Annotated in this window: 20 protein-coding genes and 1 pseudogene; 6 read left to right on the forward strand and 15 right to left on the reverse strand. The window is 66.2% G+C overall.

What is annotated here, in order from left to right:
* Positions 1-163: 163 nt before the first annotated feature.
* A complete protein-coding gene (locus BJ997_RS02470) occupies positions 164-580 on the forward strand; it encodes a DUF7715 family protein (protein WP_052542211.1) in 417 nt (138 codons plus the stop codon).
* 198 nt (positions 581-778) lie between these two features.
* Complete coding sequence (locus BJ997_RS02475; RefSeq protein WP_052542210.1) at positions 779-2,539, forward strand: GGDEF domain-containing protein; 1,761 nt, start codon at positions 779-781, stop codon at positions 2,537-2,539.
* 23 nt (positions 2,540-2,562) lie between these two features.
* Here BJ997_RS02475 and BJ997_RS02480 read toward each other — a convergent pair whose 3' ends face one another.
* The 4 genes from BJ997_RS02480 to BJ997_RS02495 all read right to left on the reverse strand — a co-directional run bounded on the left by BJ997_RS02480 (position 2,563) and on the right by BJ997_RS02495 (position 5,754).
* The gene (locus BJ997_RS02480) at positions 2,563-3,189 is read right to left on the reverse strand and encodes an MBL fold metallo-hydrolase (protein WP_035836539.1); all 627 of its coding nucleotides are present in this window, start codon (positions 3,187-3,189) and stop codon (positions 2,563-2,565) included.
* A complete protein-coding gene (locus tag BJ997_RS02485; RefSeq protein WP_035836538.1) occupies positions 3,189-4,283 on the reverse strand; it encodes an S-(hydroxymethyl)mycothiol dehydrogenase in 1,095 nt (364 codons plus the stop codon). The genes BJ997_RS02480 and BJ997_RS02485 overlap by 1 nt, the downstream gene beginning before the upstream one ends.
* A gap of 139 nt (positions 4,284-4,422) precedes the next feature.
* Positions 4,423-4,704 (reverse strand): glutaredoxin family protein, encoded by a 282-nt coding sequence (locus tag BJ997_RS02490; protein WP_035836537.1) that lies wholly within the window; start codon positions 4,702-4,704, stop codon positions 4,423-4,425.
* Between the two features lie 54 nt (positions 4,705-4,758).
* The gene (locus BJ997_RS02495) at positions 4,759-5,754 is read right to left on the reverse strand and encodes an NAD(P)-dependent alcohol dehydrogenase (RefSeq protein WP_236628938.1); all 996 of its coding nucleotides are present in this window, start codon (positions 5,752-5,754) and stop codon (positions 4,759-4,761) included.
* 122 nt (positions 5,755-5,876) lie between these two features.
* Here BJ997_RS02495 and BJ997_RS02500 point away from each other — a divergent pair, with 122 nt between their 5' ends.
* Positions 5,877-6,566, forward strand: a complete 690-nt coding sequence (locus tag BJ997_RS02500; protein WP_035836536.1) for a TetR/AcrR family transcriptional regulator — start codon at positions 5,877-5,879, stop codon at positions 6,564-6,566.
* 100 nt (positions 6,567-6,666) lie between these two features.
* Complete coding sequence (locus BJ997_RS02505) at positions 6,667-8,457, forward strand: L-lactate permease (RefSeq protein ID WP_035836535.1); 1,791 nt, start codon at positions 6,667-6,669, stop codon at positions 8,455-8,457.
* A 142-nt stretch (positions 8,458-8,599) separates the two neighbouring features.
* Here the strand turns inward: BJ997_RS02505 and BJ997_RS02510 are convergent.
* The 5 genes and pseudogenes from BJ997_RS02510 to aceB form a co-directional block, all read right to left on the reverse strand.
* Positions 8,600-11,450: pseudogene (locus BJ997_RS02510) on the reverse strand (FAD-binding and (Fe-S)-binding domain-containing protein).
* Between the two features lie 74 nt (positions 11,451-11,524).
* Complete coding sequence (gcl, locus tag BJ997_RS02515; protein ID WP_035836534.1) at positions 11,525-13,315, reverse strand: glyoxylate carboligase; 1,791 nt, start codon at positions 13,313-13,315, stop codon at positions 11,525-11,527.
* Positions 13,316-13,382: 67 nt separating this feature from the next.
* A complete protein-coding gene (locus tag BJ997_RS02520) occupies positions 13,383-14,261 on the reverse strand; it encodes an NAD(P)-dependent oxidoreductase (RefSeq protein ID WP_183323237.1) in 879 nt (292 codons plus the stop codon).
* Complete coding sequence (locus BJ997_RS02525) at positions 14,258-15,067, reverse strand: hydroxypyruvate isomerase family protein (protein WP_035840762.1); 810 nt, start codon at positions 15,065-15,067, stop codon at positions 14,258-14,260. Before BJ997_RS02525 ends, BJ997_RS02520 begins: the two co-directional genes overlap by 4 nt.
* A 299-nt stretch (positions 15,068-15,366) precedes the next feature.
* Positions 15,367-16,995: a malate synthase A gene (gene aceB / locus BJ997_RS02530; RefSeq protein WP_035840759.1), complete on the reverse strand. Its 1,629-nt coding sequence runs from the start codon at positions 16,993-16,995 to the stop codon at positions 15,367-15,369.
* Positions 16,996-17,097: 102 nt separating this feature from the next.
* Between aceB and BJ997_RS02535 the strand changes: the two genes are divergently transcribed.
* Both BJ997_RS02535 and ppsA read left to right on the forward strand, forming a co-directional pair.
* Positions 17,098-17,868, forward strand: coding sequence for an IclR family transcriptional regulator (locus BJ997_RS02535; RefSeq protein WP_183323238.1), 771 nt, complete (start codon positions 17,098-17,100; stop codon positions 17,866-17,868).
* A 315-nt stretch (positions 17,869-18,183) separates the two neighbouring features.
* Complete coding sequence (gene ppsA / locus BJ997_RS02540; RefSeq protein WP_035840709.1) at positions 18,184-20,574, forward strand: phosphoenolpyruvate synthase; 2,391 nt, start codon at positions 18,184-18,186, stop codon at positions 20,572-20,574.
* Positions 20,575-20,585: 11 nt separating this feature from the next.
* On the opposite strand, the gene BJ997_RS02545 is transcribed toward ppsA, so the two are convergent.
* From BJ997_RS02545 to heR, 6 genes are all read right to left on the reverse strand, one after another.
* Positions 20,586-20,966, reverse strand: coding sequence for a hypothetical protein (locus BJ997_RS02545; protein WP_035840707.1), 381 nt, complete (start codon positions 20,964-20,966; stop codon positions 20,586-20,588).
* Positions 20,967-21,030: 64 nt separating this feature from the next.
* Positions 21,031-21,675, reverse strand: a complete 645-nt coding sequence (locus tag BJ997_RS02550; RefSeq protein ID WP_035840705.1) for an alpha/beta hydrolase — start codon at positions 21,673-21,675, stop codon at positions 21,031-21,033.
* A 2-nt stretch (positions 21,676-21,677) separates the two neighbouring features.
* Positions 21,678-22,652: a ring-cleaving dioxygenase gene (locus tag BJ997_RS02555; protein WP_035840702.1), complete on the reverse strand. Its 975-nt coding sequence runs from the start codon at positions 22,650-22,652 to the stop codon at positions 21,678-21,680.
* Positions 22,653-22,832: 180 nt separating this feature from the next.
* Positions 22,833-24,542: an IS1634 family transposase gene (locus BJ997_RS02560; RefSeq protein ID WP_035840983.1), complete on the reverse strand. Its 1,710-nt coding sequence runs from the start codon at positions 24,540-24,542 to the stop codon at positions 22,833-22,835.
* Positions 24,543-24,679: 137 nt separating this feature from the next.
* Positions 24,680-24,940 carry a GyrI-like domain-containing protein gene (locus BJ997_RS02565; RefSeq protein ID WP_052542731.1) on the reverse strand — a complete coding sequence of 87 codons (261 nt, stop codon included), beginning with the start codon at positions 24,938-24,940 and terminating at the stop codon, positions 24,680-24,682.
* 92 nt (positions 24,941-25,032) lie between these two features.
* Positions 25,033-25,836, reverse strand: coding sequence for a heliorhodopsin HeR (gene heR / locus BJ997_RS02570; RefSeq protein ID WP_035840114.1), 804 nt, complete (start codon positions 25,834-25,836; stop codon positions 25,033-25,035).
* Positions 25,837-25,900: the final 64 nt, after the last annotated feature.

Raw genomic sequence — 25,900 nt, forward strand, 5'->3', positions numbered from 1 at the left:
CGGAGGCCGTCGCCGTGCAGTAGGGCAGCTTCTGCTGGGGGTAGGAATGCACGTCGATGATCACCGCTCGGCCACGCACGACCTGCACAGCAGATGTCGGTGGCTGGCTCTAGCGTGATTGCTATCACTCACTGACGCTCGTGCCGAGAATAGGGAGACGATCATGAAGGTTCTTGTGGCCACGGGTGCCACGCAGGGCGCGCGCCGGGGCGACTACGACCACTGCGTCACGGGCGAACTCGTGTGGATGCTCGAGCCGTGCGCGGAGAGCGCGCGCAATCCAGGCGGAAAATGCGGGTGTGGGCGTTCGTTTTCTGGGATGAGCTCGCATCGCTCCACGACGACGGCTGTGATCCGCGATGTGCCCGGACTGACGCGTAGTGACTACGAGGCAGCGCTGCGCGCGAGTTTCGACGCGCAAGGCTGGTGCCCCTGCTGCTGCGTTCAGCCCGTCTCGGAGGTCGTTGATGAACTGATCGCGGTCGCGGCGGACTGGCCGGAGGGCGCGGTGATCGGACGCCGGTTGAACGTACTCAGCATTCGTGCCCAGACGCATAATCGCTCGAACGACGCCGGGTAAAGCGCGGCCGACCGTGCGTCGGCGGCGCGCGATTTTCGTGCCCAGAACGTGTCGCCTGAGCAGAGTTCACGCCGTCGACACGCCGTCGACACGCCGTCAAATGCGGGTCCCCCATTAGGGGGACCCGCATTCGAGTGGTGCGGGGGCGTTTACGCTGATATGTTCAAATAATCCTGACAACCCTTGGGGGGTGGACGCGTGACCCTGGATGATTCGGTGCGTGAAACCGCATCGCCGGATATCGGGCTATTGCCCACGCCGGAGCTCGGCCTTCCGGCAGAGACGGGAATGGCCGACACGTCCAACTTTCTGGTGCCCGCAGGCCCCCCGGCTCAGGTCGAGGCGCAGGTCGAGGCGTCGATCGACGCCCTGCTTGAGCAGGGAGAACGGTGGGGCGCCTTGGGGCGCCATCTCGAAGGGGCCGAGGCCGCCGACGCGGTGCTCGCCCGAGACGATATTACCCCCGAGCAGCAGGCCCACGCACGGGAAATATTGTCCCTTCACCGTCTGCGCCTCGGCGATTTCGAGGCATCGGTGCATCACGGGCTGTTGGCGATGGAATATCTCGTCGCTCGCCATGACCTGTTGCGGCAGTCGAAGCTGCATTGCACCCTCGCACTGGCGTATCACGAGACGGCCCTGAACGAACCGGCGCTGCGTCATGTATTGGCCGCCGTGGAAGCGGCACGTGCGTGTGGCAGTCGCATCGCCGAGTTCTGGGCGCTGAGTCGCTCCGCGATGGTGCACGAGGCGATGGGTGACGCCGACCGCGGCATGCAGCTCAGTCGGCAGGCTCTCGCTCTGTCCCGCACGCTCGACGACCCGGAAGCCGGCTTCGCGGCCCTCAATAACATGGCTGACACCTGCATCGAGGTTGCTCGCGGCCAGCGGGCGCAGGGCGTGGATGCCTCACTCGTGCTGCAGGAGGGCCTCACTCACGCGCGTGTGGCGGTGGCCTCTGCCGAAACGCTCGGCCATGCCTTCTACGAGTCGATGGCACGGGGCAACCTGGTGAGCCTTCTCATTGAGCTGGAGGAGTATCCCGAAGCGCGGGAACAGGCGTACCGCGCCAAGGAGATGGCACGGCTCAACGGCTACCGGAACCTCGAGGTCAACAACGACGCCCAGATAGCGGCGGTGGTGCGTGCCCAGGGCAACCTTGATGAAGCCACGGCCATGATGGACGCCCAGCTGGCCGACCCGTCGGCGGAGGGAGACCTGGTACTACTCGTCACCCTGCATCGCGCCCTCTTCGAAATGCACAAGGCGAGCGAACGCTTCGAGCAGGCATTGTATCACTACGAGCAGTTGCATGAACTCACCTTTCGCATTGCGCAGCAGACGGCCGGGCTGCAGTCCAAGATGCTCATCAACACGATTGAGATTGAACAGGCACGTCACGATGCCGAGCGGGCGACCCTGGAGGCGCAGATGCAGCGCCTGCGTGCCGAGGAGCTCGACAACGAAGCCCAGACCGATCCGCTGACGCGGCTCCCGAACCGGCGGGCTCTCGATCGCGAGTTGCCGCTCATGCTCGCCCGAGCCGACAAGAACGGGCAGCCCCTCTGTGCGGCCATGGTCGACTTCGACCACTTCAAGCAGGTCAACGACATGCACGGGCACGGTATCGGCGACGAGGTGCTGATCGCCATGGCCGATCTGCTGCGTTCCGTCACGAGGGAAGCCGACCTGGCTGTGCGGATGGGCGGCGAGGAGTTCCTGCTCGTGTTCGCCGACACGTCCAACGATCGAGCAGCACAGGCCTGCGAACGGCTGCTTGCCTCTGTTCGTGACTTTGAGTGGGCAACCGTGGCGCCGGGGCTCACCTGCACGGTCAGCGCGGGTGTGGCGCAGTGGGACCGTGGCGAGAGCTCGTCACACTGGCTCACCCGCGCCGACTCTGCGCTGTACGCAGCCAAGCGCGGCGGCCGCGACCGCGTGACCATCGACCCGCTGTAGCCGCCGCGCGCCGCCGGGTCGGGCTAGTGCCCGCGGGCTATCCAGGCCTCCAGATCGGGTGCCTCGGTGCCGATTGTGGTCGACTCGCCGTGGCCGGTGAGCACCACGGTCGCGGCCGGCAACGTGAGCAGGCGCGTCGTGATCGATTCGATGATGGTGGGGAAGTCGCTGTAGGAGCGCCCGGTGGCACCGGGTCCACCGTGAAACAGCGTGTCCCCGCTGAACAGGCTGCCGAGCGACGCCGCGTAGAAGCACACGGCGCCGGGGGAGTGCCCCGGCGTATGGATGACTTCGAGCTCGGTGCCGGCAACGGAGATGCGCTGGCCGTTCGCGAGGGGGAGATGCGCGGCATCCGGGTAGACGGTCGCCCAGAGCACGTCGTCGGCCGGATGCAGGTACGCGGACGCCTGCGTCAGCGACTGCACGCCGGCGATCGCGCCGATGTGGTCGTTGTGCGCGTGCGTGCAGTAGATGCCGAGAAGCTTTCGGCCGCCGACGGCCTTGAGAATGGCCGCCGCGTCATGGGCGGCGTCGATCACGATGCACTCGGCATCGTCGCCCACGATCCACACGTTGTTCTCCAGCTCCCAGGTACCGCCGTCGAGGCTGAACGTTCCGGCCGTCACGAGGTTGTCGATGCGTGCGACCATCAGAGCACCACGACCGATCGCAGCACATCGCCGCGGGCCATCTTGTCAAACGCCGCGTCGATCTCGTCGATGCCGATCTTCTCGCTCACGAACTCGTCGAGCGGCAGCCGGCCCTGCAGGTACAGGTCGGTGAGCATGGGAAAGTCCCGTTCCGGCAGGCAGTCGCCGTACCAGGACGACTTCAGCGAGCCGCCACGACCAAACACGTCGAGCAAGGGGATTTCGAGCATCATCTCGGGCGTGGGAACGCCCACGAGCACCACTGTTCCGGCGAGGTCGCGGGCGTAGAAGGCCTGGCGCCAGGTTTCGGGGCGGCCGACGGCGTCGATCACGACGTCGGCACCGAAACCGCCGGTGAGCGCCTGCACCGCGGCCACGACTCCGGCCTCGTCGAGCGCCGAGGAATCGATGGAGTGTGTGGCGCCGAGTTCGAGCGCCTTCGCGAGCTTCTTGGGGTCCCGGTCAATGGCGATCACGACGGATGCCCCGGCGAGCTTCGATCCCACCACAGCGGCATTGCCTACCCCGCCGCAGCCGATCACGGCGACAGAGTCGCCTCGGCTGACGTTGCCGGTGTTCAGCGCGGCGCCGATACCGGCCATGATTCCACAGCCGAGCAGCCCCACCGCCGCGGGGTCCGCCGCGGGGTCCACCTTCGTGCACTGTCGTTCGTGCACGAGGGTCTTGTCGGCGAAGGCGCCGATGCCGAGCGCGGGGCTCAGCTCGGTGCCGTCCACGAGCGTCATCTTCTGCGTGGCGTTGAAGGTGTTGAAGCAGTACCAGGGCTCGGCCCGCGTGCAGGCCCGGCAGTCCCCGCACACCGCGCGCCAGTTCAACACAACGAAGTCGCCCACGGCCACGTGAGTGACGCCAGCGCCGATCACGCTCACGCGTCCGGCGGCCTCATGCCCGAGCAGGAAGGGGAAGTCGTCGCTGATTCCGCCCTCTTTGTAGTGAAAGTCGGTGTGGCAGACGCCGCAGGTCTCCACGTCGACGACGACCTCGCCGGGTCCGGGATCTGGAATCACGATCTCGGTGAGTTCCACCGGGGCGCCCTTCGATCGAACGATGACGCCGTGAACGGTGATGGGCATGGAGCTCCTTGACGGGTCGGGGGTGTCAGTTCACCCTAGCGAACCTCCCCTCGGCAGACGCCGAGGGCGAGAATCCGTCAGAAGTCGTCCGGAGTTGCGTGGCGCTCGCCGCGCACGCGGCGGCGCCGCCCGGTCGGGCTTAGGAAATGGTGCCGAGGGCGGTGAGTTTCGCGTGCAGGGCCGCGTCGGTGGGCTCGACGACGTGGGTGTTGTCGGGGAACGCGATCACCGGGATCTTGGACAGGCCGCTGATGGCCTTGGCCCGGTCGGCGCCGTCTTCGACGGCCTCCAGGTCGACGTAGTCGTAGTCCACGCCGAGGGCGTCGAGCAGCTTCTTGGAGCGACGGCAGTCACCGCACCACTGGGCGCCGAACATCGTGATGCGCTGGCTCTGGACTGTGGGGGTGATCGTATCTGTCATCTGCCGAGTCTAAACGCGGCGCATCCGTTCCCCCTGAGAGGGCGGAGACAGGGGTCAGGCCATGATGACGATCTTGGCGCGCGCGTGGCCTTCCTCGAAGTGGCGCAGGGCGTCGGGTGTCTCGCCGAGCGGGTAGGTGCGTTCGATCGTGGGTGTGATCTGTCCCGACTCGATGAGGTCCCGCAGGACGTCGAGGCTCGGCTGCACCGGCGCCGTCACGAAAGCACGCACGGTCTGGGTCGCGAACAGTGACTGCAGCAGCCCCCAGACCATGAGGGGGAGCGGGCCGAACACGCGACCGCCCGTGCCGCTGCTGAGCACGAGCGTGCCGGCGGGAGTGAGCGCCCGGCGGCACGCCTGAACCGTGTGGTTGCCGATGTTGTCGAGGACCACGTCGTATCGCTGGGTGCTTCGGGTGAAGTCTTCGCTGGCGTAGTCCAGTACGTGGTCCGCGCCCAGGGAACGAGCCTGGTCGGCGTTGGCGGCGCTGCACACGGCGGTCACCTCGGTGCCCCAGGCCTTGGCGATCTGCACAGCGAAGCTGCCGACTCCGCCGGACGCCCCGTTGATTAGCACGCGCTGGCCGGGGCGTATCTGTCCGCCGTCACGCAGACCGTGCAGAGCGGCCCGGCCCGCCACGGGCACCGCTGCCGCCTGTTCGAACGTGAGGTTCGAAGGTTTGCGTGCCACGGTGGTCTGGGGCGTGGCGACGTACTCGGCGAAGCTTCCGGTATCGACTTCGCCATAGACCTCGTCGCCCGCGGCGAACTGAGTCACGCCGGCGCCCACGGCCTCCACGATTCCGGCCACATCCCTGCCGCGAACCTTGATTCGTGGCGTGCGAAGCCCGAACGCCAGACGGGCAATGTACGGGCGTCCGGTGACGAAGACGCCGTCGGCGTGATTGACGGATGCCGCCCGCACGCGAATCAGCACCTCGCCTTCGCCTGGGGTGGGCCTGGCGATGCGCTCCGCGCTCACAGCGTGGTGGCCGTAGCCGTGCTGAACGATGGCGTGCATCGTGGTGGCGGTTGAGACGTGTGTGGACATTGTTGTGTTCCCTTCATCGGATTGAGCCATACGCTGTAAGGCTATTGCTGAGAAGTTACCATACACTGTATGGTGTGTCTAGGCCCGTCAGGGAATTCTTTACACGAAACGGAGCCAGTCGAGTGAATGCCAAGCCCCAAAAGGCCGAGGGCCGCACCGCCGTCACGCGAGATAGGGCACTGCACGCGGCGATCGCGCTCGCCGATGCCGGTGGGATCGATTCGCTCAGCATGCGCAAGCTCGCCCAGGTGCTGGGTATTGAGGCCATGTCGCTGTACTACCACGTGAAAAGCAAGGACGACATCCTCGACGGTATGGTGGCCCTCGTGGTCGAGGAGATGGCGCTCCCGGCGCCCGGCGAGGACTGGAAGACGGCCCTGCGCGAACGTGCGGAGAGCGAGCGGGCCGTGCTGGCCCGGCATCCGTGGGCCATCGCCCAGGTAGACGCCCGCACGACCCGGCCCACCATGGCCTACCACGATGTGATGATTGGGTGCCTGCTTGCCGAGGGGTTCACGATGCCCCTGGCCGCTCACGCCCTGTCGCTCGTGGACAGCTACGTGCACGGTTTCGCGCTTCAGGAGGCGTCGTTGCCCCTCGACAAGGAGGGTGACATCGGCGCGGCGACCGAGGCCATTCTCGAGCAGCAGGCGGCGATGGCGGAATCGTTCCCGCACCTCACTCAGATGGCCAACACTCTCATCCTGCAGCCGGGCTACGCCTATGGCAATGAGTTCGATTTCGGCATTGGCCTGATCCTCGACGGCCTAGCGCGGGCGCGGAACGCGGACTCGCTCACCCCTCACGGCTGACACTGAACCGTTGACCCCGAACGAGGCACGCCCTAGGATGATATCCACGAAACAGTATTAAAGTTTCACCATACGAAAATTGGTCAGAGAGGACCTAATCGTGGACAATCTTGCTGTGCTGAGCCTTCTGGCGCTCGCACCAATTCTGGTGGTGGGCATTCTGCTCGCCGGATTCCGCTGGCCCGCAAAATATGCGATGCCGTTGGGCTACGTGGCGGCCGTGATCGTGGCCCTTGCCGTGTGGCAGATGGACGTTGTAGGAGTCGTCGCAGCCTCCCTCGAGGGGGTCATCACGGCGGCCACTCTGCTCTACATCGTGTTCGGGGCGCTGCTGCTGTTGTCAACGCTGACAGTGGGCGGAGCGATGGCCACCATCCGCGCCGGGTTCAACAACATCTCGCCGGACCGGCGCGTCCAGGCGGTGATCATCGGGTGGCTCTTCGGCAGCTTCATCGAGGGAGCGTCGGGCTTCGGAACTCCCGCCGCGGTCGTCGCCCCGCTGCTGCTGGCGATGGGATTTCCCGCGATGGCCGCCGTGATGGTGGGCCTCATCATCCAAAGCACGCCCGTGAGTTTTGGCGCGGTGGGCACCCCGATCATCGTCGGTGTCGGCGACGGGCTCGGCGGTGATCCTGCGGTGGCGGAACGTATTTCGGTGCTCGGCGTCACGATGCCGGAGTTCGTGGCCTCGATCGGGTTCCAGGTGGCGTCGATCCACGCGATTGTCGGACTGCTGATTCCGTTAATTCTGGTGTGTATGCTCACGGGCTTCTTCGGCCCGGAACGGCGTTTCCGTGACGGGCTCGCCATCTGGCCCTTCGCGCTCTACGCCTCGGTCGCAATGACCATCCCCTCGGTGCTCGTGGCCCGCTTCCTCGGCCCGGAGTTCCCCTCACTCTTCGGCGGCCTCTTCGGGCTCGTCCTCGTGATGTTCACCTCGAGCAAGGGGTTCCTGATGCCGAAGAAGACCTTCGACTTCGGTCCGCGTTCAACGTGGAGCCCGCGCTGGATGGGAACCATGGAGCCGGCGGCACCCGTCGCATCCGCTCGTCGCATCGGCATTGTGAGCGCCTGGGCGCCCTACGTGCTGATGGCGCTCCTGCTCGTCAGCAGCAGGGTCATCGCCCCGGTCAAGGAATTTCTGAATGGCATCGCCATCCCCTTCAACAACATTCTGGGCACCGACATCTCCACCGCGGTGCAGCCGTTCTACTCGCCGGCATTCCTGCTCATTCTGGCGTCGGTGTTTGCGTATGCCCTTCACCGCATGAATCGCCAGCAGGTGTGGGAAACGTGGAAGGTTTCTGGTCGGCAACTAGCCGGGACTGCCGTGGCTCTGCTGTTCGCGGTGCCGCTGGTGCGCGTGCTCATTCAATCCGGACCTGAGCTCAATGCGTCAGGCCTCTCCAGCATGCCGGTCACCCTTGCCGAGGGTGCAGCGGCGATTTCGGGCAGTTCCTGGCCGTTCATCGCCCCCTTCATCGGGGCGCTCGGAGCGTTCGTGGCCGGGTCGAATACTGTGTCGAACCTCACCTTCGCGCAGTTCCAGTTCTCCACCGGCAACGCCATCGGGGTGAACCCGGAGCAGGTCGTGGCAGCCCAGGCCGTGGGCGGCGCCGGCGGCAACCCGATCGCCATCCACAACATCGTGGCGGCCGCGGCCACGGTGGGGCTGCTCGGGCGCGAGGGAGACCTGCTGCGCAAGACGATCCTGGTCACGCTGTACTACTGCATCGCGGCCGGCTCGGTGTCGTTCATCTTCATCTACGGCCTCGGCTTCAACCTCGGCACGATCATGCTCGTGTTGCTCATGACGACCCTTGGGCGCGTCGTGCGCTGGATGCTGCGTCAGAAGGCGGCCGTGCTGGCCCCCGAACCGACGCGCGTTTAGTACCGTCACGCGAGAGCGGGCGGCGGCGGAGACATCCGCTGCCGCCCGCTCTGTCGTGCCCGGGCACAGGTAAAACCGGTGATTCTGGCGGCACACCGCCCCCGATGGTTGGGGTGACGGCGTGTCGCGAAGAACACCGGTTTTAGCGAGGGCGGGTGACTTCTTCGAGCAACTCGAGCACGTGCCGATACGGCTTGCCGGTAGCGCGGGTCATGCCGAGCTCGCAGGTTCGATTGCAGGAGGCGTGCGCCACGGCGTCCATCTCGAGAACGTCGGCGGCCTGCGCCTTCGTGGCGGAGGCCGTGAGTTCGGGGTGCAGCATTCCCCGGTCGCCGGCGAAGGCGCAGCAGCCCCAATTTTCGGGGATCTCCACGTGCTCGGCGACGCTATCGGCCACGGCCTGCAGCGCCGGGTTGGTGCCCATCCGGGTGGAGGAACACGTGGGGTGCAGCGCGAGCGACTCGAGTTTCGTGTACTCGGGCAGCCCGGGCAGGATGCGCGTGGCCACGAACTCCACGGCGTCGACGATCATGAGCGGGGTGGCGCTGGTGTCGCTCTCGATGATGTGTCGCAGGCCCTCCGTGCAGGAGGAAGCGTCGCAGATCACTGGTAGTTCGCCGTCACGTGTGGCAGCGCGCAGGGCCGCGAGAGTCTTCTCCGACATGGTGGCGAGCCCTCTGGTGAGCCCCTTGGACGCCCAGGGCGTGCCGCAGCAGAGGGCGTCGATTCCGTCGGGCACCAGCAGGGTGATGCCGGCACGCTCGCAAAGCTGTTCGAAGCTGTACTGGGTGCCCGGCGTGCCGGCGACGGCCGGGCCGAACATAGTTTGCACGCAAGCGGGAAAGTAGACCGCAGCGTGCGCCGATCCGGGTGCCGGACGCATCCGCTCGGAGGACATCGCTGCTTCAGTCATGGGACGTCTCCTTGCGAGCGTGGCGGGTGCGGCCGCCGCCTGGCAGATCGGGGGAATAGAGCGGCACGGCGTCGGTGCCGAGCACCGTGCGGGCGAGTCGGTTGGGGCCGAGCACGAGTGGCACGGGCACGGAGGCCACGGCCGTCAGCGCGAGTGCGGCACCGCGCGTCACCGTGCCCCAATTGCCGGCGGCCACGTTCCAGAGCGCGCTTTCGAGTGGTTTAGTTTGGTCGTGCCGCAGCCGCTTCATCAGGTCGCCCGTGTTGATCGTCACCGGGCACGCGGTCTGGCACATGCCGTCGGCGGCGCAGGTCTGCACGGCGTCGTACTCGTAGTCTTTCTCCATCTCGGCCACGAGGGCGAGGTTGCCGTCGAGGCGTGCCTGTTCGATGGCGCGCAGCGACACGATGCGTTGCCGCGGCGTGAGCGTCACATTGCGGCTGGGGCACACGGGTTCGCACCAGCCGCACTCCGTGCAGCGGTCCACCTCTTTGGCCACTGCCGGGATGGCCTTGAGGTCTTTCAAATGTGCGGCGGGGTCGTCGTTGATGAGGACGCCGGGGTTGAGCATGCCGGTCGGGTCGAACAGGGCTTTGATGCGGCGCATCACGTCGTAGAGTTCGGAGCCGAACTGGCGCTCGACATACGGTGCCATCACACGGCCGGTGCCGTGCTCGGCCTTGAGCGAGCCGCCCTCCGCGAGCACGAGGTCCACGAGGTCTTCGGTGAACTTGCTGAAGCGTTCCAGCCCGACCGGGCTGCCGAAGTCGTCGGTCAGCATGAAGTGCACGTTGCCGTCCTTGGCATGGCCGAAGATCATGCAGTTCTCGTATTCGTACTTCGCGAACAGGCGCATGAGCTCCATGCACGTGCGGGCGAGGGCAGGCACGGGCACCACGATGTCTTCGAGTAGCGCGTTTGTGCCCTGCGGCCGGGTGCCGCCGACGGCGGGGATGATGCCCTTGCGCAGGTACCAGAGCTGGCCACGAATGGTGGCGTCCGTCGTGAAGTCCGCCGGCAACGTGAGGCCGAGAGTGTCTACTGTTCGCAGGCCTGTCTCGAGCATAATGGTGAGCTTCTCGGCGGATTCCGCGTGGTACTCCACAAGCAGGGCGGCGTGCTCCTCCACCACGAGGTCCAGCACGATCGCTGGCGCGCCGGGCATCTGCTGGCCCACCGTGAGGGAGAGCGCGTCCATGAGTTCGAGGGTGGCGGCACCGGTGGCCACGAGGGCGGGCAGCGCAGCAGTTGCGGCTTCGAGCCCCGGAAAGATCAGCAGGGCCGTCGTGACGTGCGGCAGCTTGGGCACGGTGCAGAACACCGCCTCGGCGACGAAACCGAGCGTGCCCTCGCTGCCCACGATCAGGTGCGCGAGCATGTCCACTGGCCGGTCGAAGTCCAGTAGGGAATTCACGCCGTAGCCCATGGTGTTCTTCATCGAGAACTGCTGACGGATGGTGGCGGCGGATGCCGCGTTGTCGCGGGTGCGCCGCGACAGTTCCAGCAAGCCCCGGTACAAAACCGGTTCCCGCTCGAGGAGGCGCTCGTCGGCATCCGCTGCCCCGGTGTCAACGACCGTGCCGCTCGGCAGCACCACGGTGACGGATTCGAGGGTCTGGTAGGTGTTGTCCACGGTGCCGCACGCCATGCCTGACGAGTTGTTGGCCACCACGCCGCCGATCGTGGCGGCGGATTCGCTCGCCGGATCCGGCCCGAACTTGCGGCCGTACTTCGCGAGCCTGGAGTTGAGGGCGCGCACGACCACCCCTGGCTGCACCCGAACGCGCAGGCCGTCGTCGAGCACCTCGATGTCCTTGAAGTTGCGGCGCACGTCCACGAGCACGCCGTCGGTCACGGCCTGGCCGCTCAGGCTCGTGCCGCCGGAGCGGAACGTGAGGTGCACGCCCTGCTCGGCGCCGGTGCGGAGCAGGGCGCCCACCTCTGCCGCGTCCTGGGCCACCACAACGGCCTGGGGAATGAGCAGAAAATGCGAGGCGTCGTGAGCGTTCGCGTGCAGGTCGAGGGCCCTGGTCTTCACCCGGGCCGGGTCGGCCACGGCGGCGCGCAGGGCGCCCACCACGGCGTTGCCGGTGTCTTGAACGATGGTGGTACTCACAAAAACTCCCTTGTTTTTGGCGTGCACGTGAACTCAGACTATGCGGTGGGTGAGACCAGACGGGCCAGCGAGGTGGGCGCATCCGCCGCCGTCTTCGCCACGTCGTCGAACTCGATGACGGCATCGATGTCGGTTGCGGCCATGGCGATGTTGGTCACGCGTTCGAGCATGACCTCTACGACCACGGGCACCCTGAACTCTGTCATCAGTGCTCGGGCCTCCGTGAAGGCGGCCTGCAGGTCGTCGGCCTCGCGCACCCGGATGGCCTTGCAGCCGAGGCCCTCCGCCACCTTGAGGTGGTCGACGCCGTACCCCTCGAGTTCGGGAGAGTTCACGTTCTCGAAGGCGAGCGACACCTGGTAGTCCATATCGAAGCGGCGCTGGGCCTGACGGATCAGCCCGAGGTAGGAATTGTTCACGACGACGTGAATATACGGAATATGGAATTGAGCACCCACCGCGAGTTCCTCGAGCATGAACTGGAAGTCGTAGTCTCCGCTGAGTCCCACCACCGTGGTGGTGGGGTCTGCGACGGCCACGCCGAGGGCGGCAGGCAGCGTCCAGCCGAGCGGACCGGCCTGGCCGCAGTTGATCCAATGCCGGGGGCGGAATACGTTCAGAAATTGCGCACCGGCGATCTGTGACAGCCCGATCGTCGTCACGTAGCGGGTGTCGGCGCCGAACGCCCTGTTCATCTCCTCGTACACGCGCTGCGGCTTGATCGGCACGTTTTCGAAGTGAGTCTTGCGCTGCAGCGTGGCCTTGCGGTGCGCGCAGCTCTGCACCCAGTTCTCCCAATCGGGAAGAGCGCTCGCCGCCCGGCGTTCGCGCGCGAGCTCGACCAGGCCGCGCAGGGCCTCCCCGGCATCGGAGACGATGCCGAAGTCCGGCGCGAAGATGCGCCCGATCTGGGTGGGCTCGATATCGATGTGGATGAAGGTACGGCCGCGGGTATACGTGTCGAGGCCGCCGGTGTGCCGGTTGGCCCAGCGGTTGCCGATGCCGAGCACGAAGTCGGATTCGAGCATGGTCGCGTTCCCGTAGCGATGCGACGTCATCAGGCCCACCATGCCGGCCGCGAGTCGGTGGTCGTCGGGGATGGCGCCCCAACCCATCAGGGTGGGAATCACCGGAACGTTCAGCACCTCGGCGAGTTCCACGAGCTGCGCCGCGGCATCCGCGTTGATCACGCCGCCGCCGGCGATGATCACCGGGCGCTCGGCACGCACGAGCATGTCGAGAGCCTTTTCCAGCTGTGCAACGGATGCCGCGGGCCTGGCCACCGCAAGCGGCTCATAGGTCTCGATGTCGAACTCGATCTCGGTGAGCTGCACGTCGATCGGCAGGTCGATCAGCACCGGTCCGGGGCGGCCGGTGCGCATGAGCGAGAACGCCTTCTGGAACACTCCCGGAACCTGGCCGGCTTCCAGAACCGTCACAGCCATCTTGGTGACCGGGGCGGCGATCGAAGCGATGTCGACGCCCTGGAAGTCTTCCTTGTGCAGCTTGGCCACCGGGGCCTGGCCGGTGATGCACAGGATCGGTGTGGAGTCGGCCCACGCGGAGTACAGTCCGGTGAGCATGTCGGTGCCGGCCGGGCCGGAGGTGCCGATGCACACTCCGATGTTGCCGGCCTTGGTGCGGGTGTAGCCCTCGGCCATGTGCGAGGCGCCCTCCACGTGGCGGGCGAGGATGTGGTCGATGCCGCCGTGGGCGCGCATAGCCGAGTAGAAAGGGTTAATGGCGGCCCCGGGCACCCCGAAGGTCTGAGTGGCTCCCTCCTTCTCGAGGATGGCGACGGCCACGTCGACGGCACGCATTTTAGGCATCTGGTACTCCTTGGTTCAAGCGTGCACACGGTCAGTTGTGCACAGGTTCAGTCGTGCGAATAAGGGGTCAATTGCGGCCGGACAGCTGCTCGACGAGCAGCAGCAGGGCCGAGTGGTCGAGCGAACCGTGGCCCTCCGCGCGGAGGGCCCCCATCAGCTGCGCCACCATCGAACCGAGCGGAATGGCGACGCCGGCCTCGCGGGCGGCGGCCGTGACGATGCCGAGGTCCTTGTGGTGCAGGTCCACCCGGAATCCGGGGACGAACGTGCGGGCCGCCATGCCGGCAGCCTTGCGGTCGAGGATCCGGTTGCCGGCCAGGCCGCCGGCGAGCACGCGGATGGCGGCCTCGGTGTCGACCTCGTGCGCCTCGAGAAAGACGAGCGCCTCGGCGACGAGCTGGATTGTGCCGGCCACGATCAGCTGGTTGGCGGCCTTCACGGTCTGTCCCGATCCGCTCGGGCCCACGTGCACAATGGTGCTCCCCACGGAGTCGAGCACCGGGCGAACGGCCTCCACGTCGGCCGCGGCCCCGCCCACCATGATCGAGAGCGTGCCCTCAATCGCACCGGCCTCGCCGCCCGACACCGGCGCATCCATCGCCCGGAGACCCGCAGAGGTAGCGGATGCCGCGAGTCGAACGGCGACATCGGGCCGGATGGTGCTCGCATCGATCCAGAACGCGCCGGACGCGGCGTGAGCGATCAGACCGTCGGGGCCGCTAGCGACGGCTTCTACGTCGGGAGAGTCCGGCAGCATCGTGATGATCACGTGGGCACCGCTCACGGCGTCGGCCACGCTCACAGCGCCACGGCCGCCCGCGGCCACGAGGGCGTCGACCTTGGCGGGGCTGCGGTTGAACCCGACCACATCGTGGCCGGCCTTGACGAGATTGATTCCCATCGGCAGGCCCATGACTCCCAGGCCGATCAGGGTGACAGTGCTCATGGTGTGTCCTTCGAGTCGTTTTCGGGGGCCAGCCACGCGAACGGGTCGACGGCCGTTGTCTTGTATTCGAGGCCGACCGGGCCTGTGTAGCCGAGGGTTCGGCTCTGCTCGATCCAGTGCGCGAGCGGCAGGGCGCCGGTTCCGGGCTCGCCTCGGCCGGGCGCATCCGCTATCTGAATGTGGCCGAATTCGGCGGCGTGCTCGGCGATCACGGCGGCGACATCGTCTCCGTTCACGGTGAGGTGGTAGAAGTCGGCGAGCAGCTTCACGTTGTCGTATCCGCTTGCCGTGGTGACCTGGGCGATGACGGCGAGCACGTCGTCGGCGGTGAGCAGGGGGTAACGCGGCGCTCCGCTCACCGGCTCCAGCAGCACGGTTCCGCCGATCGGGGCCACCGCATCGGCGGCGAGGGCGAGGTTCTCGAGTGCGAGCGCGTCTTGAACCTCTGGCGTGGACTCGTCGACCCTATTGCCGTAGAGCGCGTTGAAGCCCGTGCAGCCCAGAGCACCGCCGATGCCGGTGACGACGGCGAGGTTGTCGCGGAACTCGGCCGACCGGGCGGGCCAGGAGACCAGGCCGCGGTCTCCGGCCGGCATGTCGCCGGCGGCGAAGTTGAGGCCGGTGAGGCGCACGCCGGCGTCGGTGATCGCGCACTCGAACGCTGTCACCTCGGCGTCGGTCGGCACGGCCGCAGGGAAGGGCCACCAGAATTCCACGGCGTCGAAGCCGGCGGCCCGTGCCGCAGCCGGGCGCTCAAGCAGCGGCAGTTCGGTGAGCAGAATCGAACAGTTCACGGTGTAGGGCATCACACATCCTTGTCTGGTCGCCGCACACAGAATTTCATAATGCGGAATTGCAATTCCTTTATATGAAAAGCCTACGTGAGGGCACTCGCCGCGTCAACACAGAAGGAGCCGGAGCCGCCGACGCAGCTTCAGGCAAAACCGGAGGACTGTGCGACACGCGGGCCAGAGTGGCGGCGGATGCGGTGTGTCGCGAAAATCACTGGTTTTAGTCGTCCGTCGAATGGGGATTGACGAAAAAATGGTGGCGTCGACGAGATTTCTCTCGTCGACGCCGCCGGGTGGTGTCAGTCAGTGCCGAGTCAGCCCGCGGGTGTGGCCACCCGTTCCGTCTTCACGAGCAGGTCGTAGGCGGGCTGGGTGAGGAAGTCGGTGTACTCCTCGCTCAGGCAGATCTCGGCCACGAGCTCGCTTGCCGGGGCGTAGAAGCTCGTGAAGAGTTCGTCGCTGACCTCCGAGCGCAGGCGGTCGGTCTCCTCGGCGAGGATGCGGGTGACGAGTTCGCGGGTCACCGTGGTGCCGGTGTCGGAGAGTGTCACGCCGTTGCGGATCTGCTGCCACACCTGGGAGCGGGAGATCTCGGCGGTGGCCGCGTCTTCCATCAGGTTGTGGATGGCTACGGCGCCGTTTCCCGAGAGCCACACGGCGATGTAGGCGACGGCCACGTACAGGTTCGAGCGCAGCCCGCCCTCGGTGGCGCGGCCCGGCGCGCTCGTGACGTCGAGCAGGTCGGTCGCGGTCACCGACACCTCGGGGCGCTGCCGGTCGATCTGGTTGGGGCGCTCGCCGAGCACTGAGTCGAAGACTTCCTTGCACACCGGCACGAGGTCGGGGTGGGCCACCCAGGAGCCGTCGAAGCCGTCGCCGGCCTCGCGCGTCTTGTCAGCGCGCACCTTGTCAAACGCGGCCTTGGTGACCTCGGGTTCGCGGCGGTTGGGGATGACGGCGGCCATGCCGCCCATCGCGAAAGCGCCGCGACGGTGGCAGGTCTTCACGAGCAGCTCTGTGTACGCGCGCATGAACGGCGCCGTCATCGAGATGTCGGCGCGGTCCGGCAGGGCGAACGACGCACCCGCGTCGCGGAAGTACTTGATCATGCTGAACAGGTAGTCCCAACGGCCGGCATTGAGGCCGGAGGCATGGTCGCGCAGCTCATAGAGGATCTCGTCCATTTCGAACGCTGCCGGGATCGTCTCGATCAGCACGGTGGCCCGCACGGATCCCTGCGGCACGCCGAGCTCGTCCTGCGCGAACACGAAGATGTCGTTCCAGAGGCGTGCCTCGAGGTGGCTCTCGAGCTTGGGGAGGTAGTAGTAGGGGCCGCTGCCGTTGCTGAGCAGGCGGGCCGCGTTGTGGAAGAAGTGCAGTCCGAAGTCCACGAGGGCGCCAATGCCCGCTTCGCCGTCGACGATGACGTTGGCTTCGTTCAGGTGCCAGCCGCGCGGACGCATGACGACCACGGAGAGCGGGGCGTCCGTGCGCAGCGCGTATTCCTTGCCCTCCGGGGAGGTGTACGACAGGGTGCCGCGGGTGGCGTCGAGCAGGGAGAGCTGCGAGTCGATGACGTTGTGCCAGGTGGGCGTGCTCGCGTCTTCGAAGTCGGCCAGCCAGACCTTGGCGCCGGAGTTCAGGGCGTTCACGGCCATCTTCGCGGGGGAGGCGGGGCCGGTCATCTCGACCCGGCGGTCCTGCAGCTGCGTCGGAGCCGGCGCGACCTGCCAGTCACCTGAGCGGATGTCCGCGGTTTCGGTCAGGAAGTCAAGCTTTCCGGTTCGCGCGACCTCTTCGCGGCGAACGGCCCGGGCAATCAGGCGTTCTTCGCGCGTGGCCGTGAACTTCTGGTGTAGTTTCTCTACGAATGCGAGGGCATCCGCTGTCAAGATTTCTTCGGCGCGGTCCACCGGCAAGGGCGTTGTGACTGTTATCGACATCCGTCATCCTTTGATTCACGTGTGCGGAGTTTCCGTATAATGGATATTACATTCTGAATTGTGACAGATATAAAACTCGTAACCCCCTTTGGAGGGCCAACAATGGCTGAACGTGCGTCCTCAGGCGGTGTGCAGAGCGTTGAACGAGTCTTCGAGCTGCTCGAACTCATCACCGCGGCCGGCGGTGAGGTGATGCTGAGCGAGCTCGCCACCTCGACGGAGCTGCCGCTGCCCACGATTCACCGCCTGCTGCGCACTCTCGTGGCCAAAGGGTACGTGCGTCAGCTCGCCAACCGCCGTTACGTGCTCGGCCCGGGCCTGATCCGTCTCGGCGAGGGCGCGAGCAAGCAACTCGGTGCGCTCGTTCGACCGCAGCTGCGCACTCTCGTCGACCAGTTGGGGGAGACGGCCAACATGGCCGTGCTCGATTCCGACATGGTGCTCTACATCGCCCAGGTGCCGTCGAAGCACTCGATGCGCATGTTCACCGAGGTGGGCCGTCGGGCGCACCTTCATGACACCGGCGTGGGCAAGGCCATCCTGGCGCAGATGAAAGACGACAGCGTGCGCGCAGTCATGGCTCGGGCGGGTATGCCGAGCGCCACGAGCACGAGCATCACGAACGTCGACGACCTGCTCGCCGACCTGCGGCTCATCCGCGAGCGCGGCTACTCCATCGACGACGGCGAGCAGGAAGTTGGTGTGCGCTGCTTCGCCATGGCCGTGCCGAACGCGCCCACTCTCACCGCCATCTCGGTGTCCGGCCCGGTCTCCCGCGTCGACGGCTCCTTCGCCGAACGGGCGGTGCCCATGCTGCGCGCCGCCGCCGAGGAGCTGTCCCGCGATCTCAACCGCGCGACGCCCGAGGCCTGAGCCACCAGGGAGCGCCTCGCGCGGTCTCGATTGCTCGTGCCTCGCGCCTCGACCGGCGGGTGGGTTTCGTTGGTCGAGGCGCGACGAAGGAGCGATCGAGACCGGGTGGGCAGACCGTGGGTTTCGTTGGTCGAGGCGCGACGAAGGAGCGATCGAGGCCGGGTGGGCCGGTTTTGGGGCGTCTGCCGTGGTTGATGGGTGGTGCCTCGACCGCCGGGTGGGCCGGCCCTCCTAGCCGGGCAGGCACTTGCGCAGTAGGGTGCCACAGCCAGGGCGGTGCAACCGGTGCGCCCGGCGCAGACCGAGGGCGGAACGATGCGCGAGAGCACTGTGGTGTGGTTCGACGAGATCGGCCTGGCCGACATAGCAGCTGTGGGCGGCAAGAACGCCTCGCTCGGTGAGATGGTGCGCACTCTTGCCGCGGAGGGCGTGCGGGTGCCCGACGGATTCGCCACCACCGCAAACGCGTATCGGGAGTTCATTGCCGAGAACGGCATTGAGATTCCGCTGCGCCGCGAGCTGGACAGGTACCACTCCGGCGACGCCACGCTACGGGAGACCGGCCAGGCCCTGCGCGAGTTGTTTCTGAGCGGCGAATTTGCGCCGGACGCGGCCCACGGCATCCGTCAGGCGTACCGCCGGCTCGGGAAGACGACAGGCAGCGCGAACCCGGCCGTCGCCGTGCGCAGCAGCGCGACCGCGGAGGACCTGCCCGACGCGAGCTTCGCCGGCCAGCAGGAGACCTTTCTCAATGTGACAGGGGAACGGGACCTTCTCGACGCCTGCCGTCGGTGCTACGCCTCGCTGTTCACCGACCGGGCGATCAGCTACCGGGAGATGAAGAACTTCGACCACCTCGACGTGGCGCTATCGATCGGCGTCCAGCGTATGATCCGCTCGGACCTCGGGGGGTCCGGCGTCATGTTCTCCATCGACACCGACAGCGGATTCCCCGGGGTGGCCGTGATCAGCGCCGCCTGGGGCCTCGGCGAAACTGTGGTGCAGGGCGTCGTCGATCCCGACAAGTACCTGGTGTTCAAAGCCCTGTTGGAACGGCCCGGCTGCACGCCGATCATCGAGAAGACCCTGGGGGCGAAGGAGCGCAAGATGGTCTACGCCGCCGGCGGGAGCGCGCGCACCCGAACCATCGACACGAACGAACGGGAGCGGCAGGCCTTCGTGTTGAGCGACACCGACATCGTGCAGCTCGGCCGGTGGGCCGTGATCGTGGAAAAGCACTACGGCCGCCCGATGGACATGGAATGGGCCAAGGACGGCCAGACCCAGGAACTGTTCATGGTGCAGGCGCGGCCGGAAACCGTGCAGTCGCGGGCGAGCGCCACCCGCTTTGCGGTGAGTCACCTGATCGAATCGGGACCGCTTCTCGTGTCGGGCATCGCGATCGGCGACAAGATCGCCGCAGGCCGAGCCTGTGTGATCAGAGACTCCGCCGATATCGAGAATTTCGTCGACGGCGCCATCCTTGTCACCGAGATGACAGATCCCGACTGGGTGCCGATCATGGCCCGGGCGGCCGGCATCGTGACCGATCACGGCGGGCCCACGAGCCACGCGGCGATCGTGAGCCGGGAGCTCGGCGTGCCCGCCGTCGTGGGAACCCGCCGTGCCACCGAAACGCTGACAGACGGCGAGGTCATCACGCTGAGCTGCGCCGAAGGAGACGAGGGGTACGTCTACGCCGGCGGGCTCGCCTTCGTCACCGAGGACGTGGACCTGGGAACCGTGCCGACCACCCACACCAGGGTGATGGTGAATATCGCAAGCCCCGCGGCGGCCTTCGAATGGTGGCGGCTGCCGGCCGCCGGTGTGGGCCTGGCGCGGATGGAATTCATCATCAACAACCTGATCAAGATCCACCCGATGGCCCTCGTGCATCCCGAACGCGTGAGCGACGCCGCGGCCCGCCGCGAGATCGCGCGTCTGACTCGCGGCTACGACGACCCGCAGGAGTACTTCGTGCAGACACTGGCGCTCGGCATCGCAAAGCTCACGGCGCCCTATCATCCGAATCCCGTGATCGTAGGCCTGAGCGACTTCAAAACCAACGAGTACGCACACCTGATCGGCGGCGCAGACTTCGAACACGCCGAAGAGAACCCCATGCTGGGATTCCGCGGCGCTTCCCGCTACTACGACGATCGCTACCGGGAGGGCTTCGCCCTCGAGTGCCGCGCGATCAAGCAGGTCCGCGAGCGGATTGGGTTTGACAACGTGAAAGTCATGGTGCCGTTCTGCCGCACGACGGGGGAGGCCGACAGGGTGCTCGCGGCGATGGCCGAGAACGGCCTCGTGCGCGGGGAAGACGGTCTGCAGGTGTACATGATGTGCGAAATTCCCGCGAACGTGATTCTGGCCGACAAGTTCGCCACCCGTTTCGACGGTTTCTCGATCGGGTCCAACGACCTCACCCAGCTGGTGCTCGGCGTGGACCGGGACGCCGAAGACCTGGCGACGCTGTTCGACGAACGCGATGAGGCGGTGCTCAGCATGATCAGCGAGGCCATCCGCAAGGCGCACGCCGCGGGGATCACGATCGGAATTTGCGGGCAGGGGCCGAGCAATCACCCCGACTTCGCGGCATTCCTCGTTCAGGAGGGAATCGATTCGATTTCCCTCAATCCCGACAGTTTCCTGCGGGCGGTGTCGCGCATTGCCGAGGCGGAGGCCCAACTCGACACCCTGTAGGTGTGCCCGGGCTACAGCATGTCTTCGTCGAATGTTTGCAGGGCCGCCTGCTCATACTCCGCCTCGGCGGCGTCGGCGATGGCGCGCGCCTCGGCCACGCGCAGTGTGATGCGGCGTTCCGCAATGCGGATTCTCTCCGCCTCGGTCGGCGTGGCGTTGGTGAGCATGTCTTCCAACTGCTCGGGGTCGATGCGCAGGGCGTTGATCACCTCGACCTCGGAGTGCGCGAGGTCGGCCTTGCCGCGGAGCACCCGCAGGCGCGTCTCGCTCTCACGCTGGTGCTCCGCGTGTTCCGCCGCCGGGTCGGGCGGCAAAATAGCCCTCTCGCTCTGGTCCGGAAGTGCCGGGTGGTTCGTGCCGTCGGGGCCCGAAACGTGTTGTGCGTCACTCATGCTGCCTCCCATTTCGGTGGCAGCCTAGCGCGGGAATCCGATTCGGCACATGGGTCGCGGGTGACTAGCCGGTGACGGGCCCGCGGCGAGCCAGCCACGATTGAGCGGCGACGACGTCGGGCTGGGTCACACCGTGGCCGCCGTCACGCACGTGTTGCTCCACCTCGGCGCCCGCCGCAGCCAGGGCGGCGGCCAGCACGGTGACGCTCGCGAGCGGGGCCATCGGGTCCGACCTGCCGTTCAGCAGCAGCACGCCTGTGCCGGAGAGATCTGCGGTCACGTCGCGTCCGGTGAGGGGGAACATGCCCGAGAACGCCACGACTCCCGCGATCGCCTCCGGATGCAGCAGCGCTGTGGCCAGGGCGATGTTGGCGCCGTTCGAGAAGCCCACGGCGACGACGGGGCGCTCGCCGAGCCCGTAGTGTGCTCGGGCTCCCGCGAGGAAGACAACGAGTTCCGCAGAGCGGAGCACGACGTCATCCACGTCGAAGACTCCCTCCGAGATGCGACGGAACCAGCGCAGCATGCCACCCTCTATGACCCGGCCACGGGGTGCGAGCACTGTCGCATCGGGGTCGAGCGAGTCGGCCAGTCGCGCGATCTCCTCCTCGTTGCCGCCGGTGCCGTGCAGCATCAACAACACGGGGGCGGTCGCCGAACCGGCGCGGAAAACGTGCGGCCAGTTTCTGAAAGTGTCAGACTCGGTCACGGTCAGCGGTCCAGCACGAGGGTCGGGTTGTTCTCGGCCGGCAGCGTGATGGGAACGACCGCCTGCTCGATCTGCGTGCGATTGGGCTCGAGCCACGGCGGCAGCTTGAGGGAGCGCCCGAGTTCGAGCAGCGGCTCATCGATGTCGAAGCCAGGGGTGTCTGTGGCGATTTCGAACAGCACTCCACCGGGCTCGCGGAAGTAGATGGACGTGAAGTACTGCCGGTCGAGAATGGCGGTGACGCCGTATCCCCGGTCCACAAGCTCCTCCCGCCAGAGCTCCTGCGTGGTGTGATCGGGCACCCTGAAGGCGATGTGGTGAACGCTTCCGCCCGCGGTGCGGCCCACCTGTCCGGTGGGGTCAGCGATGATGTCCACGATGTTGCCCGGCGCGCCGTCGCCGGCGCCCACGCGGATGCGGTCGGCCGTCTCGGAGATGAGGTGCATGCCGAGGTCGCGGGTGAGCACCTCGACCGTGCCGGTGGGGTCCGCGACAGTGAGCACAGAGGAGTGCTGACCGCGCACGGCGTACTCGGCAGGGACGGATGCCGAATCCCACGGATTGCGCGGATCAACCGTGGACGACGCCACGAGATCGAGCTGCAGGCCGTCGGGGTCGAGGAGCGACAGGCGCTCCTCGCTGGACGACGTGGACGTCAGTGTCGACTCCACCCCGAGCTTGTGGAAGTGGGTCGCCCACCAACCAAGGCTGACGGCCGGCACCGAGAACGCCGTCGAGGTGGACTGGCCGGATCCGGCGGTGCCACTCGAGATGCCCGTCCACGGGAAGAACGTGAGCAGCGAGCCGGGGCGGCCCGCGTCATCCCCGTAGTACAGGTGGTAGGTGCCGGGGTCGTCGAAGTTCACGGTCTTCTTTACGAGCCGCAGGCCGAGGCCCGTCACGTAGAAGTCGATGTTGCGTTGCGGTGCACCGGCTATCGCGGTGACGTGGTGCAGGCCTTGAGTCTGGGCGGTCATGGGAGTCCTGTCTGGGAACGGCGGATGCTTACCGATTATTACATGCAAACGCATGTTTTTCCTGAGATATTCCCCACCGTCCGTCAAAGCGGACCCCTAGCGGGAGTTTCCTAGCTAGCGTTGGTCAGAGTTGTGGATGTGCTGGTCAGCTTTGATTTTTGCTGCTGTGTTGTGTATGACCTAATTCTTCTTCGGGGCCCACTTGGCGAGGTTGAAGATCTCGGCAAGCTGGTCCTGGGTGGGGGTGGTTGTGGTGAGCATGCGGCGGGCTTTGGGGCGCCCGCCGGTCGAGGGGAAGATCATGACGGTTTCCTGGATTTTCTCGAGCTGGTCGAGGAGCTCGCGGACCGAAAGATGCAGACCTGCGTGCTCGGCTTGGCGGCGCATGAGGTGCGCGATTTGGAGGGCGAGGACGCAGGTGAAGGTGTGCACGCGGATGTTGTGCTCGGTCCGGTGATGCATGGGTGAGAACGACACCACGTGGGGGTCTTTGAGCTGTCGGAAGCTGAACTCCGCATCGGACTGGGACCGGTAAGCGGCCACGACGTCACTGACTGGCCAGTCGTCGTGGTCGGTGACGAGGATGCGTTTGCCAAACACCTCCGCCTCGAGCATCAGGCGGGCATCGTCGTCGACGGTGAACGTCAGGTGGTGCGTGGCCGGCGTGGTGCCGGTCAGGTCCCAGATCAGGACGCGGCGAACCCAGGCGTCGTGAGTGATCGACCGGATTTCCTCTGCGACCTGCTCGGTGCTGCGTCGAGTTTTCCCGCGCTCCAGCGTCGCCGCGAGTTCGGTCAGGAGACCCTCGGCTTTGTGGAGGGTTTGCGCGAATCCGACGGCTTGTTTCTCGTGCAGGGTCGGGGAGTGCGTGAGAATCACACGGCGTTCGGAGCCATAGACAACCCGTCGGGTCTCCACGGCGCTGAGTCCGCCGAACCTGTCCGTAGCGACGATGCGACGGTCGCTCGCGGGCAGCGCGAGGAGATCGGCGACGATGGATGGCGGGATGGAACCCACAAACGCGAGCCCTTTGGCGGTGACGTGGGCGAAGTTGCTGAGGGAGTTCTGGCCGGCGTCGAAGACGACAGTCATCTCCGCCGGCGTCGCCCGGCCAGCCTTCGCGGCCAGGGCCGCGTGCCGGGAGCTGAGCAGATCAATCATCAACGGGAACTGCGTGACGTCGGGCTTGTTCCCGGGATAGGCATGGGCAACCAGGGGAACGCCGCCATCCCGGGTGACGACCAATCCCAAACCGACCAGGCGCAGGTCGGTGCGTTTCTGTTTCGCTTTGCCGCGCTGAGCTATAGGGGCGAGGGTGTTGGCGGAATCGATGTAGGTCGCGAAGTTGGTCATATCCAACGCCAACGCCGAAATGTCCAGGTTGAAGGTGGTGATCATCGCGACCGCGAGGCGCTGCTCAATCTCGGCGAGCTGATCCTCGGTGACTTTATGCATCGCGTCCCAGAACCGGCGGTGATCCAATACACTCGCCGGCACCTTCGTGAACCGGTCCGCGGCGGTGCTTTTCCACCAGTCCGCGAAGCCGAGCTTCGACGTGGGGGCGACGACCCGGTTCAGCGCGGCCAATGCCAGATAGGTCCCCACCGACGCTCCCGCGTCGCTGCGGCGCGCACCGACGACGGAATCGATGATCCCGGCCACGTCGAGTCGGTTCACGATTTCCCAGACCGCGGCCGTGTCTCCGAAGCCGAGGTGCTGCGTCTTCGACGGCAACGATTCGGCCTCGCGGGCGTCATGCAACGCCTCGATATCGGCCGCCGAACCGAGATAGCGCTCCGAGACCATCTTGGGCTTGCCGTCGACGCGCGCCATCTCGCGCAGGTACCAGTACGGCTTCCCGTTGATCGTCTTCTTATACAAACTAGCCATACTTTAGGTCATACGCTCGCAAGGACCAAAAGTCACGCCACCACGCCGAAGAACGCCAGACCAGCACAGAAATTCGACTCGGCGCAGTCTGGCGTCCCTGAAATAGCTAGGAAACTCCCGCTAGGCGAGCAGGAAAACTATCCGCGTCTGCCACTTGGCCGGGTCGGGCTCGCTGTCCGGTCTACCGGAAAACCGGCCGTGATGTCGGCGGCCGCCGCCGTGGGGGCGCCGTGGTACAGCGCTACCTGCGGGCCAGCCGGGAAGAGACCCTGTCTGCTCAACTCTGCCGCGGCCGTGGAGAAGGCCCGGTCGAAGTACTCCGTCATGTGGTCCATCGGGATCACCTCGTGCATGCCCACCATGATTCGCGGCTCCAGCTCGATCTGTTGTGCTTCCATCGGTTTGTCCCTCGCTTTCGGTCGTCTGCCGACATCGACCGAGGCCGACGGCACCACTGCAGCGCCGGGCGCAGAACCGCGAAAGGGCCGGGTCAGCCGGTGATCGCCGGAATGATCGCGCCGGAAAAGACCTGCCAGGCGAGGGCAGTTTTCGCCACCAGGCTGAGCGTGATGTACGCCCGTTCCCCGCGCAGGTAGTCGCGCCAGCCACCCACTTGCTTGTACTGCAGCGCCTGGTTCACCGCGAAGGTGTTGAACAATACGAAGAGCGAGATGATGATGCCGTAGACGAATGCGGGAGGTTCCACCTCACTGGTTGAGCCGGGGGCGACGAAGTAGATCACGATGACGATCCAGGGCACGATGCCCACCATGCAGCCGAAGATGAATGGAAGCGAGTGACCGTTGCCCGGCTTCTCGTATTTCTCCTGTAACGCACCGAACATGATCATGGCGGCGTTGGCCGCGAAGATCGTGAACAGGGCCGCGATATCCGTGATTCCGGTGATCTGGGCGATGAGCCAGATCATGATGGAGGAGCTGAGGGCGTATTCCACCCAGCGGAAGTAGTTGTGGGTCTCTTTCAGCCCCGCGGCGTAGCGGGGGAAGAACCACGGTGACGAGATGAGGAAGTGGAAGAAGGCGGACAAGCCCAGGAACGCCACGACGCCGATTCCCACGTTCACGCTGAACAGCGTCACGTTTTCGGGCGGCACCGGCACGCCGGGGGGTCCGGCCAGATAGTCCGCTGTCACGTCGAAGGTCACCTGGGTGCTCAACAGCGTGAGCACATACGCGAAACCAATGGCCTGCACGAGGTGAAGGGAACCGGCCACGATGTTGTACGTGCGTAGGCGGGCTATCTTCTGATCGGTCGTATAGATCGTGCGTGCCATTGGGAGCTCCTTCAGCGACGTGATGCGATTGACGATAACAGGGGGCGACGATCTGGACTGAACC

Origin of the sequence: Cryobacterium roopkundense (assembly GCF_014200405.1) — a bacterium.
Taxonomy (GTDB): domain Bacteria; phylum Actinomycetota; class Actinomycetes; order Actinomycetales; family Microbacteriaceae; genus Cryobacterium; species Cryobacterium roopkundense.